Origin of the sequence: Azospirillum brasilense (genome assembly GCF_001315015.1) — a bacterium.
In the GTDB taxonomy this organism is placed as follows: Bacteria; Pseudomonadota; Alphaproteobacteria; order Azospirillales; family Azospirillaceae; genus Azospirillum; species Azospirillum brasilense.
Genome location: NZ_CP012915.1, coordinates 938,309 through 951,277 on the forward strand (window position 1 = coordinate 938,309; position 12,969 = coordinate 951,277).

Below are 12,969 nucleotides of genomic sequence, written 5' to 3' on the forward strand. Positions count from 1 at the left end.
CGGCAAGGCCACGATGTCCCGTTCCAACGATTTCGCCAGCAGCTTCATCAAGGCTCACGCCGATGCCGGGTTGGAGCGTGTCTCGATCGCCCACATCCTCCAGACCATCCAGAAGGACCCCGCCTTCCTGTTCAGCGAGGATCTGCGGCGCGGTGGCGGTCAATGCCCCATGCACGCCGCCCCCAACGCCGACGACGCGGACAAGGTGACGGTCAACACGCTGCTCGCCTATCTGTTCGACCGGCTGCGCGACCATGTGGCGTCCAAGCTGCCGCTGGACGAGCGCGGGCAGGTGATGCTGCCGATCCCGCCGCGCTCCCCCCACGGCATCAACCCGGCCGACCGCGCGGCGATGGCGGCGGCCCCGCTCGACGTGATGGCCTCGGTCCTGCGCGACGCCACCTGCCATCTGCTGGACGGCCTCATCACCGGCTGGGCGGCCGACCTGCTGACGGAGGAGGAGCATTACCGCGCCCAGGGCACGGGCGAAATCTCCGCCGCCGCCGCCGCGACCTTCATCCTGCGCACGACGCTGGAGGACTCGCCGCTCTACCAGCGCGCCGGCTACGACATGCTGTCGATCACCAAGACCGGCAGCCACACCGCCATCCACATCTGCTGGGCCATGGTGGAGGCCGCCCCCCTGCTGCTTCCGGACAGGGATGCTGCGGCCTACGACGACCTCGTCCGGCGCAGCCTGAAGCAGGTGGTGCCGCTGTCGATGGCCAGCCTGGGCATGCTGGTCCATTACATGGAGGCGTCGGGGATCGAACCCCACGACGGCCTCGCCATCCACCTGCTGCCCAAGGACCAGACCGCCTTCGTCCTCGACGAGGCCGGGCTGATCTGCCTGAACCCGGAGCCGATCACCCGCTTCGCCAAGCCTGAGGAGCGGCACTACACCGGCTGCCCGGCCTTCTACACGCCCGGCTTCATCAAACTGTATCTCGACATCGTGGCCAGCATCGCCATGGACTACGGCGTCTACGACCGGCTTCGCGACCGCTGACCGTCCTCATTCACGAGATTGACGCCCCATCATGGCCCGCTCCAACGATTTCGCCCTGACCTATTTCGCCGCGCATGAGGAGGCCGGGATGACCCGGATCAGCCTCGTGCCGATCCTGCACCGCATCGCCGAGGACCCGAACTACCTCTTCGCCGAGGAGCTTCAGCGCCTCGCCGGCCAGAGCCCCGCCCACGCGGACACCCGCAAGGAGGATTACGAAAAGGTCGCGATCAACACGCTGCTGGCCTTCCTCTACAACGACCTGCGCGACCACATCACCAACCGGATGCCGCTGGACGCCAACGGCCATCTGCTGCTGTGCAACCCGCCGGACTCGCCGCACGGGCTGGACGTCGCCGACACCGCAGGGCTGGAGGCCGCCCCGGCGGAGACGCTGATCGGCTTCCTGCGCGACAGCGTGTGCCACCTGCTGGACGCCATCATCAAGGACTGGGCGATCAAGGTGACGCTGGAGGAGGAGCGCTGCCGGGCGGAGGGCGCCATCACCCCGCTCGCCGCGGCCGGCTTCGTCCTCGCCAACACGCTGGAGGCGTCGGTGCTGCACGCGCCGTCCGGCTACGACATGCTGTCGATCACCAAGACCGGCAGCCACACGGCGCTCCACGTCTGCTGGAACCTGTGCGAGTCGGCGCCGATGCTGAAGCCCGGCCTGACCCCGGCCGAATACGACGACCTGTCGCGCCGCAGCCTGAAGCAGGTGCTGCCGCTCGCCATGGGCAGCCTGGGCATGCTGTGCCAGTTCATGGGGGCCGGTCACATCGAGGCCGACGACCATCAGGCCATCCACCCCCTGCCCCGCCACCAGACCGCCTTCGTCTATGACGCGGAGGCGCCGGGCGGCATGATCGTCCTGAACGCCGACCTGATCGAGCCCACCGCGCAACTTGGCGAGCGCCATTACACCGGCTGCCCGGCCTTCTACGCCAACGGCCTGATCAACCTTTACATGGAAATCGTGCTGTCGCTGGCCGCACGCTACGATATCTACGGGCGCGTCCTGCGGGCCGGATGATCAAAGCGCCGCACTGCCCAGCGGCGCGGCGGCCTTGACGCCACGCGAAGTGTGCCTATCTTGGCGGCCTTGTCGATTTGGAGACTGCTTGCGTGGCCACCACCAGGAAGATGTTGCGCCGTTACACGACCACCGCGCTGGCCGACGGGATCAAGCGCGCGCGCGCGCGCATGATCTCCCCGCTGCAACGGGCGCTCGGACATTTCGAAAGCGTGTTCATCGACCACGCCTGCTTCCGGTTGATCTATTCCAACACCTATCGCGTCTCCCCCAACATGTACCGGGCAAGCCAGCCCTCCCCCTCGCACATCCGGGAGGCGGCGCGGCGCGGCGTGAAGACCATCCTGAACCTGCGCGGCAGCCGCGATTGCGCCTCCTACATTCTGGAGGCCGAAGCCTGCCGGGCGGCGGGGCTGACGCTGGTGGACTTTCCCGTCAACTCCCGCGACATGCCGAAGAAGGAGACACTGCTGAAGGCCCGCGACCTGTTCGCGACCATGCAGTATCCGGCGCTTCTGCACTGCAAGTCGGGGGCGGACCGCGCCGGTTTCATGTCGGCGCTCTACCTCTTCATCCACGAGGGCGTGCCGCTGGAGCGGGCGACCAAGCAACTTCACTGGAAGTACGGCCACTTCAAGCAGGCGAAGACCGGCATCCTCGACTATTTCTTCGAGCTTTACGCCGCCTACAACGAGAAGCGCCCAATCGCCTTCTGGGACTGGGTGGAGCGCGTCTACGACCCGGTGGAGGCCAAGGCCAGCTTCCGCTCCCGCGAGTGGGCCGACACGGTGGTCGACCGGGTTCTGGGGCGGGAGTGATGCGGACGGCGCGTCACTTCGCCCCGACGAAGTGGCAGTAGGGGAAGGTCAGGAAGTCGAAGCGGCGCATGCGGATCGGCTCGTGCCGGTTCAGCCAGTCGAGCACCGCGTAATGGGCCATCTGGTCCAGCATCCAATAGACCTCCGCCCCCGCCAGGAAATGCCCGATGTAGGAGCCGAGCAGCGACAGGAAGCGGTCGCCGCCCGTCGTGTTCTCATAAACGGCGAACCCAACCGGAATTTCCCGTGATGGACCACGGCGGCGACCGTCGAGCATGAGGCCCACGTCGTATCCGGCCATGTCCTCCCGGAGAGCCTGCAAATCTCCGGTGATCCAGGCGTCGGTGTCAACCACCGTCAACGGACGATCCAACCGGCGCAGCCACTGCAAGGCGCGGAGAAAACGGGCGGAGGCGTAGTAGGTGACGCGCTTGATGTCGGTCCACCCCGCCATGTCCGGCCGGTCCAGCGAGAAGCCCACCGTCAGCCGTCCATCCACCCGCCAGCGGTCCATGACCTGTTCCGTTTCCAGCGACGGCGCCACCACATGGACGGCGACGGTGGCGCCCGGCATCCGCTCCGCCAGCGACTCCAGCAGCGCTGGGGCGAAACGGCGGAAATAGACGTCGTCGCAGCAGCAGAAGACCACCTGTTCCCCGGACAGCCCCGGCGCCGGCTCGATGCGCCACTCCAGGGGCGCCATGCGCTCCAGCACTGCTTCGACCGGTGGCAGGGCGCGGAAAAAGGCGTCGTCGGCGCGCAGCATGGTCCATAGGCCCAGTTCATGCTCCCGCGCGACCTCCGCCGCGGTGAAGCGCCGCCGGAAGCGTCGGCTCAGCCAGGAAGCGAGGACGAGCCGGTCCCGACGGTAGATATGGAAGCCGATGACGGAGGCCGCGACCGTGTCCTTGGAGCGGCGCCGCAGGCGGACCCAGGCGGCCCTCGCCCCATCGCGCAACACCGTGTCGGACGCCATGCCCACCTGCACCAGGGTCGCCACCGCTGCGACATGCAGCCAGTCCGCCTCGTCGTCGTCCGGACGGGCGGCGACGGCCCGGCGCAACGCGCCGATGGCCTCCTCGACCAACGCCCGGTCGACCGCGAAGGGCTTTCCATCCTGCACGCCCATCGCCCCGCTGCGCTCCAGCAGCAGGCGCCCCAGCAGGCGGTTGGCGCGGTGATGATGCTCATCCTGCTCCAGGGCGGCGCGCGCCATCGCTTCCGCCGCCACCGCGTCGCCGACGGCCACCAGGGCCTCGGCCGCCGCCGTTCGGGTGTCGGCGTTCGCCTCCGGGCGGCGCGCCGCGACGCTCCGCCGCTCCGCCTCGTCCAGCCGCGGTCCCCACTGGTCATGCAATGCTTTCAGGTTGCCCGCCGCCCCGGCGTGACCGGGCTCCAGCACCAGGGTCCGCCGGTAACTCCACCCTGCGCCAGCCGCCTTCTCCTGCTGCTTCAACCCATTGCCGAGATTGAACCAGGAGGCCGCGTGCGCCGGATCGAGGGCCAGAGCCCGATGCAGGCAGGCGATCGCCTCCGTCCCCTGACCGGCCAAGCGCAGGGCGGCGGCCAGGTTGCTGTATCCGGCGACACCGCCGGACTCCAGCCGCAGGATGGTCCGGAAGTGGCCGACGGCGTCCGCCGGACGCCCGGTCTGCACCAGGAGCATCGCCAACATCTGCAGCGCGCCGCGATTTGCCGGATCGCGCTCCAGCACCGCTCGGTAAAGCGGTTCCGCCCCCGCATGGTTGCCGGATTTGTGCAGGCGGATCGCGTCGTCGAGGGCTGGTTCCATGAGGCGGGACCATAGACCGGATCGGCCCCGGCGCCAATTGCCACCGACGGTCGCGCGCCGGAGCGGTCCGGGGAACGCTGCGTATGACCACCGCGGCGCTCCTGACCGCGCCTTCATGAGCGGGAAGATGGATTGTCAGCCAGTTATCACGCGGTATGATACAGTCTGGTTTGGAGATACCCGCAACCGGTTAGCTGAGGAATGGTCTGCGAAATGCCCCGGTACGTTCGGACCGGATATATCCCCCCGATCGACCGCCTCGCCAAAGCTATGCTCCGCCCGCCGTTCCAAAGAGTGCAGGCGCGCGCTCCTGGGCGTGCCTGGGCCACCGACAAGAGTGACACCAAGCGAATCGGCCGCAGTCCTCAAGCGATCCGGTGCAGGATCGTGTTCGAACTCCGGTCGATTCGATGACCCTCAGCCCAGAGGAGCGGCGGCGTCCGATTCGGCGTCTGACTTGGCGGGTGCGGCCAAAACGGGTGCGAAGCTGGCTCGTCCTTCTTGTCATGGCGGTTGCCGTGCCGCTGGTCCTGTTCTCGGTGTTCCTCCTCATCCGCAACGTCGATGCGCAGGCCCAGCAGACGGAGCAGCTCGTGCTCGACCGGACGCGTCTGCTGGCTGAGGACGTGGAACGCGAGGTGAGCCGCCAGATCGCCGCCGCCGAGGTGTTGTCGACGTCGGAAAGCCTGACGACGGACGATCTGGCCGCCTTCTACCGGCAAGCCATCGGCGTGCGTGACCGGCTGGGCTCCAACGTGGTCCTCCGCGATCCGCAAGGCCGGCAGCGGGTCAACAGCCGGGTGCCCTGGGGTACGGAACTGCCGGGCAGCACCGTGCTCGAAGCCGACCAGCGGGTGTTTGACACGGGGCGGCCACAGGTTACCGGCCTGTTCATCGGTGATGTAAGCCAATCGCCAATCCTGGCCGTGATCGCCCCGGTGATCCGCGACGGCCAGATCCGCTACCTGTTGAGCCTGAACATCTCTCAGGAGCGGCTTCAAGCCATCGTGTCGCCGGAACGCATTCCCGCGGGATGGCGGGCAGGGGTGATCGACCAGGATGGAGTTGTCATCGCCCGCTCGCATTTGAGCGAACAATTCGTCGGCAAACGGCTTCCTGCCGCCCTGTGGGCCGGTATGCAGGAACAACCGGACGGAATCCACCGCGCCACCAATCTGGAAAAGGTGGAGGCGATCCAGGCCTACAGTCGGTCCCGCAGCTTCGGCTGGGTGGTCGCGATGAGCGTCCCCACCACCTTGGTCGCGTCCCCGGCGCGCCATGCCCTCCTGCTGTTCACCGGCGGCGGCCTTGTTCTTCTGCTGATCGGGATTGGGGCGGCGGTTCTGCTCGGACGGCGCCTCACGCGCTCCGTCTCCCAATTGGCCGGAGCGGCGGAAGCGCTGGGAGCGGGATACCCGGTGCCGCCGCCCAACGGCGGCGTTGCCGAGATTGAGGCGGTGGGGCGCGCCATCCGAAGGGCCGCGGATCTGATCCGGCGGCGCGAGGCGGCGCTGGCGGAAAGCGAGGCCCGCCACCGGGCCATCGTTCAGACCGCGGTGGATGCCATGCTGGTCATCGACGCGACCGGCACGATCGAGAGTTTCAACCCGGCGGCGGAGCGCATCTTCGGCTATGAGGCCGGTGAAGCGATCGGCCGGAACATCCGCATCCTGATGCCGGAGCCGTACCACTCCGCCCATGACGGCTATCTCCAGGCCTATGAGCGAACGGGCGAGAAAAAGATCATCGGCATCGGACGCGAGGTCGAGGGACGGCACAAGGACGGTTCGATCTTCCCGATCGAGCTGGCGGTCACCGAATGGACCGCCGGGGAGCGCCGGTACTTTACCGGGATCGTGCGCAACATCACCGAACGCCGCCGCACCGAGGACGCCCTGCGCGCCTCCAAGGCCGAGGCTGACCGCGCCAACGTCGCAAAATCCAAGTTCCTTGCCGCCGCAAGCCACGACCTGCGGCAGCCGGTCCAGGCAATGATGCTGTTCCAATCCGCACTGGCCGCGCGCCTGGATGGGCACCCCGCGGGCCCGCTTCTCGACTCCATGGGGCAGGCCATGGACGGGCTGCGCATGCTGCTCGACAGCCTGCTCGACGTGTCCAAGCTGGATGCCGGGTTGATCGTACCCCAATTGCAGGATTTGCCGATCGGCCCGATCATCGAGCAGTTGGGCACCGAGTATCATCCCCAGGCGGAGGCCAAGGGGCTGAGATTGCGCGTGGTTCCCTGTGCTCTGACGGTCCGCAGCGATCCGGCGTTGCTGATGCGCATCCTGCGCAACCTTGTGGAAAACGCGCTGCGCTACACCGAACAGGGCGGCCTGCTGATCGGCTGCCGACGCCGGGGAGACCGCCTGCGCATCGAAGTGATGGATTCCGGCATCGGGATCCCGTCCGACAAGCACGGGGAAATTTTCGAGGAGTTCTTCCAGGTCAGCAATCAAGAGCGGGACCGCAGCAAGGGGCTGGGGCTCGGCCTGGCGGTGGTGCGGCGCCTTGCCCGCTTGCTCGGGCACAAGGTTCACCTGCGCTCAAGGCTGGGAGCCGGCTCCGCCTTCTGCGTCGACGTGCCGTTGATCGCCCGCCATGCCACCCGCTCCGAACCGGTCGAGGCCCGGCTGGCGACGAGCGATGGGCGGGGAATGATCCTGGTGATCGATGACGAACCGCTGATCCGCCTCGGCCTGCAGGCGATGCTGGAGGGTTGGGGCTATCGGGTCCTGACGGCGGGCTCCATCGAGGACGCGGTTCAGCACGTCGAAAGCGGGGAATGGCCGAGCGCGATCCTGGCCGATTACCGCCTGCGCGATGGGAAGACCGGGCTGGACGCCATCCGGGCGGTGTGCGAGCGGCTCAGAACACCGGTTCCGGCGACGATCATCACCGGCGACACCGCCCCGGAGCGGCTGGCCGAAGCCCGTGCGGGTGGCCACACCCTGCTGCACAAACCCATCGCTGCCCACGAACTGCGCAACGCCGTGGTGGAGATGGTGCCCGCGGCGGATTGAGCCCGGTTCCGGTTTGCCGGATCAGGGCGCCAGCAGGGCGGCCTCGCCGTCCTCGCCGAACTGGAGTTTGCACAGGCGGGCGTAGGTGCCGTTCTGGGCGATCAGGGCGTCGTGGGTGCCCTGCTCCAGAATGCGCCCGCCCTCCATCACGACGATCCGGTCGGCGTTGCGCACGGTGGCCAGCCGGTGGGCGATGACCAGCGTCGTGCGCCCCTGGGTCAGCCGCTCCAGCGCCCCCTGCACCAGCCGCTCGGACTCGCTGTCCAGCGCGCTCGTCGCCTCGTCCAGCAGCAGGATCGGCGCGTCCTTCAGGAAGGCGCGGGCGAGCGCGAGGCGCTGCCGCTCGCCGCCCGACAGCTTCACGCCGCGGTCACCGATCACCGTGTCGTAGCCCTCCGGCAGCCGGGCGACGAAGTCGTGCGCGGCGGCGGCCTTCGCGGCGGCCACGATGTCGTCGAAGGGGGCGTCCAGCCGGCCGAAGGCAATGTTGGCCCGCACCGTGTCGTTGAACAGGACCGTGTCTTGGCTGACCAACGAGATCACGCCACGCAGGCTCTTCAGCGTCACCGCCCGCACGTCCTGCCCATCGATCAGCACCTGCCCGCCGGTCGCGTCGTAAAGGCGCGGGATCAGGTTGAAGACGGTGGACTTGCCGGCGCCGCTGCGCCCGACCAGGGCCACCGTCGCCCCTGCCGGAACCTCCAGGTCGATGCCCTTCAGCGTCTCCGTTCCCTCCTCGTAGGCGAAGCGGACATCGCGCAGGGACACGGCGGCGCGTTCCACCGCCAGGGGCTTGGCGCCGGGCTGCTCGGTGATGGTCGGCTTCTCGTCCACCAGTTCGAAGATGCGCTGGGCGGCGGCCAGACCTTCCTGGAGCACGGCGTTCAGCGTACCGATGGCCCGCACCGGCTGCGCCGCCATCAGGAGCGCGCCGACGAAGCCGGAGAAGGCGCCGACCGAGCCCTCGCCCATCGCCATGCGGTAGCCGGCGAAGGCGATCACCCCGGCCACCGCGGCGCCGCCCAGAACCTCCATCATCGGGTCGATGCGGGAGCGGGCGCGCGTCGCCTTCATGGTCAGGGCGAAATTGTCCTCGAAGGCGCGGGCGGCGCGGGCGCGCTCGTACTCCTCCAGCGAGTAGGTCTTGACCATGCGGGCGCCGGCCAGGCTTTCCGTCAGCAGGGCGGTCATGTCGCCCATCTGCGCCTGGGTGTCGCGCGACACGCGGCGCAGCCGCTTGCCGATGTTCACGATGGGAATGGCGGCGATCGGGTAGATCAGGAAGACGATCAGCGACAGCACCCAGTCGAGATAGAACATCGACCCGACCAGCGCGATCACCGTCAGGATGTCGCGCACCAGCCCGGTCAGGGTCCGCGACAGGGCGTTGCGGATCAGGTCGACGTCGCTGATGAAGCGGGAGGTCAGCGTCCCGGTGGGGGCCGCGTGAAGCTGCGCGGTGTCGGACCGCAGCAGATGGTCGAACATCGACAGGCGCACGTCGGTGATGATCCGCTGCACGATGTCGGTGGTCACCACCGTCTGGGAATACATGGACAGCGCCTTGACCGCCGTGACCACGATGATCAGCAGCGGGATGACCAGCAGCATGCCGCGGTCCTGCTCGGAGAACATCGAATAGGCCTGATCGATCAGCAGCGGATAGGCGCCGGTCGCCGCCGCCACCACGGCCATCAGCAGGAAGGACACCATCAGTTTGCCGGTGTAGGGGCGCACCCATTCCCGCAGCATGCGGCCAACCAGCCGCTCCGTCGCCGCGTCGAGGCGCAGCCGTTCTCCGCTCTTCTTGCTCACGTGCACGTCTTCCTGTAGCGCAATCGCGATGGCTTAGCCGATGGCCCCGGTGCTTGTCCACCGGGCCTTACTTCACGGGGCCTTACTTCACGGAACCTTGTCCGGCGGGCCTTGTCCACCGGGGCGGAACCGATCAAGCTTCCTTAACCGGGCGGATGGCACGATACCGACCGGAACGCGCTCCACCCTGTGCAAAGGAGGCGCCATGGCGGCGGACGGCGGAAACGGACAGAGTCCCGGCAATCGCTACGGCCAGCACCACCACCGGCCGCGCATCGGTCTGGCGCTGGGCGCCGGGGTGGCCCGCGGCTGGGCGCACATCGGCGTCCTGCGGGCGCTGGCGCGCTACGGGATCGAGGCGGACATCGTCTGCGGCAGTTCGGTGGGCGCGCTGGTCGGCGGTCTCCATCTCGCCGGCAAGCTCGACGCGCTGGAAGAGTGGACGCGCAGCCTCACCCGGATGAAGATCGTCGGCTATCTGGACCTGCGGCTGCGCCAGGGCGGCGGGCTGATCGGCGGTGACCGGCTGGTCGCCGAGATGCGCCACCATCTGGGCGACATCCAGATCGAAGAGCTTCCCAACCCCTTCGCCGCCATCGCCACCGATCTGGTCACCGGGCACGAGGTGTGGATGCGCAACGGCCCGCTGGTGGACGCCCTGCGCGCCTCCTTCTCCCTGCCCGGGGTCTTTCCGCCGGTGCGCTTCGAGGGGCGCTGGATGGTCGACGGCGCCCTGGTCAACCCGGTACCGGTGTCGGCCTGCCGGGCTCTGGGCGCCCAGATGGTGATCGCCGTCAATCTGGCCGCCGACATCATCGGCAAATCGCGGCGCCCCGGCGCCGCCGTACCGACCGCGGCGGGATTCGACCTCCTGAAGCTGATCGACGAGGAGCAGGGGCCGGATGGTGAATCCAAATCCCGTGCCAGCTTCCGCGTGCCCATCGGCGCGTTGAGCCGCCGCATCTTCCGACGCGATTACGAGGGGCCGAGCCTGTTCGGCGTCATGGTCTCCTCGCTGGGCATCGTCACCGACCGCATCGCGCGGTCCCGTCTGGCGGGCGAGCCGCCGGACGTGCACATCACGCCGCGACTGGGGCACATCGGCCTGTCGGAGTTCGACCGGGCGGAGGACTGCATCCGCGAGGGGGAGGCGGCGGTCGAGCGCGTCCTCCCTGACCTTCAGGACGCGTTGAGGGTGTTCGGTTACGCGCCCCCGGTCTGAGCGGCGCCAAGCGGTCAGGCGGTCAGGTCGACCGCCGCGCCGCGCCGGTCCTTCTCGCCGGACAATTGGCGCTTCAGCTCCTCGGCGATCTGCTTCTCGACGGCGGCGCGCTTCTCCGCCGGCATGGACGCGAGGGACTCCTCGTCCAGCTTCATGCGGGCGAGAATCTGGTCCCGGATGCGTTGGGCCGGTGACTTCCGCGCCTCCTTGAGGAAGGCGTCGGCGGCGCTGACTCCGCTTGCCTCCTTCTCCGGTTCGGTCTTCTCGTTCTGTGCCGTGAACTTGGCGACGACGCGGGAGACGTTGCTGATATAGTTGGAGATTTGCATGACGGTTTCTCGTGACCGATGGGCTGGAGATCCGACAAGCAAGTTTTGTGCAACCTTAAATATGCTTGGCAATCAACGTCATAAGTGGGAATTCTGATGGCGTGGATGTGCCGGGCGGCAAAAATGACCGGCACATGATCTGCCGGCTTCCGGTTCCGGCCCCTTCCGCTGAGACGACGCATGGACCCCATCACCACCGACCGCCTGATCCTGAGGCCCTTCCGGGAGGGGGACGCGCCCGACCTGCTCGCCTATCTGCGTCACCCCAGGGCGAGTTGCTTTCTCTCGCTCAAGCTGGACGATCTCGACGCGGCCGCCGCGGAGGTGGAAACGCGCAGCCGAAGCGACGAGCACATCGCCGTGTGCCTGCGCAGCACCGGCCGGGTGATCGGCGACGTGTTCCAGGTGCCCGAGCCGCCGGACACCCACACTGTCGGCTGGAACTTCAACGCGGATTTTGCCGGGGCCGGATACGCCGCGGAGGCCGCGCGCGCCCTCTTCGACCATCTGTTCACGGTGAAGCAGGCCCGCCGCCTCTACGCCTATGTCGAGGATACCAACGTCGCGTCGCAGCGCCTGTGCGAAAGGCTCGGCATGAGGAAGGAAGGTCTGTTCGTGGAATTCATATCCTTCGAGACGGATGGCGACGGACATCCCATCTTCGAGAACACGATGCAGTACGCCATCCTGCGCAAGGAATGGCGCGCCTGAAAAAACGAAAGCGCGCCGCGCCTGATCGGCGCGACGCGCTTGTCGCAATCGGCAACGGATGTACCCGTTGCGTCCGGTCAGCGATCCAGAGCCGTGCCCAGCGCGGCGCCGCCCAGGCCACCGATGATGGCGCCACGCTTGCCGTCCACCGCGTAGCCGCCCGCGGCGCCAGCCGTGCCGCCAACCACGCCGCCGGTCGAACAGGCCGCGAGCGTCAACAGCGCAATGGCGGTCCCGATCAGGCGCAAACGAGACATGTCCAAACCCTCCTTGTGGTGCTTCTCGCCCCTATAAACAGGCGAGAAGGCGATTTGCTTCCACGACACCGCGATTCCGTCGGGAATCCACCGTTGGATAAGGACGAAAGAGGGATATCAGGCCCGTTCGGGCACCGTTTCAGAACAGAACACGGGTTCCGACGCGCAGCATCGTGCTGTCGGACGGGTCTCCGCTGTAGGTCATCGTGCCCAGATCGGCGGTGACGCTGACCTTCGGCGACATGCGGAACCGCAGGCCCGTGGACCAAGCCTCCTGCGGGGCCTCGGCGCCGACCTGGCTGTGGGCCAGCCGCCCCATGACCGTCCAGCCTCGCAATGGCGTGCCCTGCTCCAGATAGAGGCCGGCGTTGAGCGTCCGGCGCGCCGCGCCGTCGTCGGGCAACTGCTCGCGATAGCCGGCGCCAACCGTGACGCCGGGCAGCGTCACCTGCCCGCCAACCACCCAGGACCGGCGGGGCGTGCCACGGTCCTTGGCGACGGCGGCCTTGCCCGCGCCGGCGGTGATGCGCAGCCGGGCCTTGCCCAGCCGGCCGTCGTGCCGCACGACGCCCTCCACCACATGGCGGGCGAGCGGATCGGCCGCACCCAGCTCCGTCCGCACGGGTGTGTAGCCGAGACCGATGTTGAACCCGTGCAGGCGCGGCGAATAATAAGTCGCCCGGGCGTCCGGCCCGCCGAACGCGCCGTCGTTCATGAAAACCGGGTCGGAGAACCATTGGTCGCGCACCGGCGTGGTCACCACCATCCGGCGCGACGCGCTTTCCGTCTGGCCGACCTCCAGGGCGCCCCAGCCGCCGAGATCGATGGCCTTCTTGTCGAACCGGATCGGTGTGGCACCGCCGCCGGCCGCCGTGCGGTCCAGGTCGGGCAAGGCTCCCGCCGTCGCCGCGGCGGAGGACAGGACAAGCATCAGGGTTGCGAGGGGCAGGGATACGAAGG

11 protein-coding genes are annotated in these 12,969 nt (G+C 68.1%); 6 read left to right on the forward strand and 5 right to left on the reverse strand.

The window, feature by feature from the left end; all coding sequences use genetic code 11:
- Positions 1 to 13 precede the first annotated feature (13 nt).
- From AMK58_RS18025 to AMK58_RS18035, 3 genes are all read left to right on the forward strand, one after another.
- Positions 14 to 1,009, forward strand: coding sequence for a hypothetical protein (locus AMK58_RS18025; RefSeq protein ID WP_035679097.1), 996 nt, complete (start codon positions 14 to 16; stop codon positions 1,007 to 1,009).
- A 31-nt stretch (positions 1,010 to 1,040) separates the two neighbouring features.
- Entirely contained in the window at positions 1,041 to 2,042 is a 1,002-nt protein-coding gene (locus AMK58_RS18030) for a hypothetical protein (protein WP_035679094.1), read from the forward strand.
- 92 nt (positions 2,043 to 2,134) lie between these two features.
- A complete protein-coding gene (locus tag AMK58_RS18035; RefSeq protein ID WP_236778225.1) occupies positions 2,135 to 2,860 on the forward strand; it encodes a protein tyrosine phosphatase family protein in 726 nt (241 codons plus the stop codon).
- Between the two features lie 13 nt (positions 2,861 to 2,873).
- Here the strand turns inward: AMK58_RS18035 and AMK58_RS18040 are convergent, their stop codons facing one another.
- On the reverse strand, positions 2,874 to 4,652 hold the full coding sequence (locus AMK58_RS18040) for a tetratricopeptide repeat protein (RefSeq protein WP_035679092.1): 1,779 nt from the start codon (positions 4,650 to 4,652) through the stop codon (positions 2,874 to 2,876).
- A gap of 506 nt (positions 4,653 to 5,158) precedes the next feature.
- Here AMK58_RS18040 and AMK58_RS18045 point away from each other — a divergent pair.
- Complete coding sequence (locus AMK58_RS18045; RefSeq protein WP_236778226.1) at positions 5,159 to 7,675, forward strand: hybrid sensor histidine kinase/response regulator; 2,517 nt, start codon at positions 5,159 to 5,161, stop codon at positions 7,673 to 7,675.
- Positions 7,676 to 7,696: 21 nt separating this feature from the next.
- Here AMK58_RS18045 and AMK58_RS18050 read toward each other — a convergent pair whose 3' ends face one another.
- Positions 7,697 to 9,490, reverse strand: a complete 1,794-nt coding sequence (locus AMK58_RS18050) for an ABC transporter ATP-binding protein (protein ID WP_059399253.1) — start codon at positions 9,488 to 9,490, stop codon at positions 7,697 to 7,699.
- A 205-nt stretch (positions 9,491 to 9,695) separates the two neighbouring features.
- On the opposite strand from AMK58_RS18050, the gene AMK58_RS18055 reads away from it, so the two are divergent.
- Positions 9,696 to 10,712 carry a patatin-like phospholipase family protein gene (locus tag AMK58_RS18055; RefSeq protein WP_035679087.1) on the forward strand — a complete coding sequence of 339 codons (1,017 nt, stop codon included), beginning with the start codon at positions 9,696 to 9,698 and terminating at the stop codon, positions 10,710 to 10,712.
- A 14-nt stretch (positions 10,713 to 10,726) separates the two neighbouring features.
- Here AMK58_RS18055 and AMK58_RS18060 read toward each other — a convergent pair whose 3' ends face one another.
- On the reverse strand, positions 10,727 to 11,041 hold the full coding sequence (locus AMK58_RS18060; protein ID WP_051140629.1) for a hypothetical protein: 315 nt from the start codon (positions 11,039 to 11,041) through the stop codon (positions 10,727 to 10,729).
- 180 nt (positions 11,042 to 11,221) lie between these two features.
- Here AMK58_RS18060 and AMK58_RS18065 point away from each other — a divergent pair, with 180 nt between their 5' ends.
- Positions 11,222 to 11,752 carry a GNAT family N-acetyltransferase gene (locus AMK58_RS18065; protein WP_035679085.1) on the forward strand — a complete coding sequence of 177 codons (531 nt, stop codon included), beginning with the start codon at positions 11,222 to 11,224 and terminating at the stop codon, positions 11,750 to 11,752.
- 77 nt (positions 11,753 to 11,829) lie between these two features.
- Here AMK58_RS18065 and AMK58_RS18070 read toward each other — a convergent pair whose 3' ends face one another.
- Entirely contained in the window at positions 11,830 to 12,009 is a 180-nt protein-coding gene (locus AMK58_RS18070; protein ID WP_014198692.1) for a hypothetical protein, read from the reverse strand.
- 139 nt (positions 12,010 to 12,148) lie between these two features.
- Positions 12,149 to 12,940 carry a porin gene (locus tag AMK58_RS18075; protein WP_035679083.1) on the reverse strand — a complete coding sequence of 264 codons (792 nt, stop codon included), beginning with the start codon at positions 12,938 to 12,940 and terminating at the stop codon, positions 12,149 to 12,151.
- Positions 12,941 to 12,969: the final 29 nt, after the last annotated feature.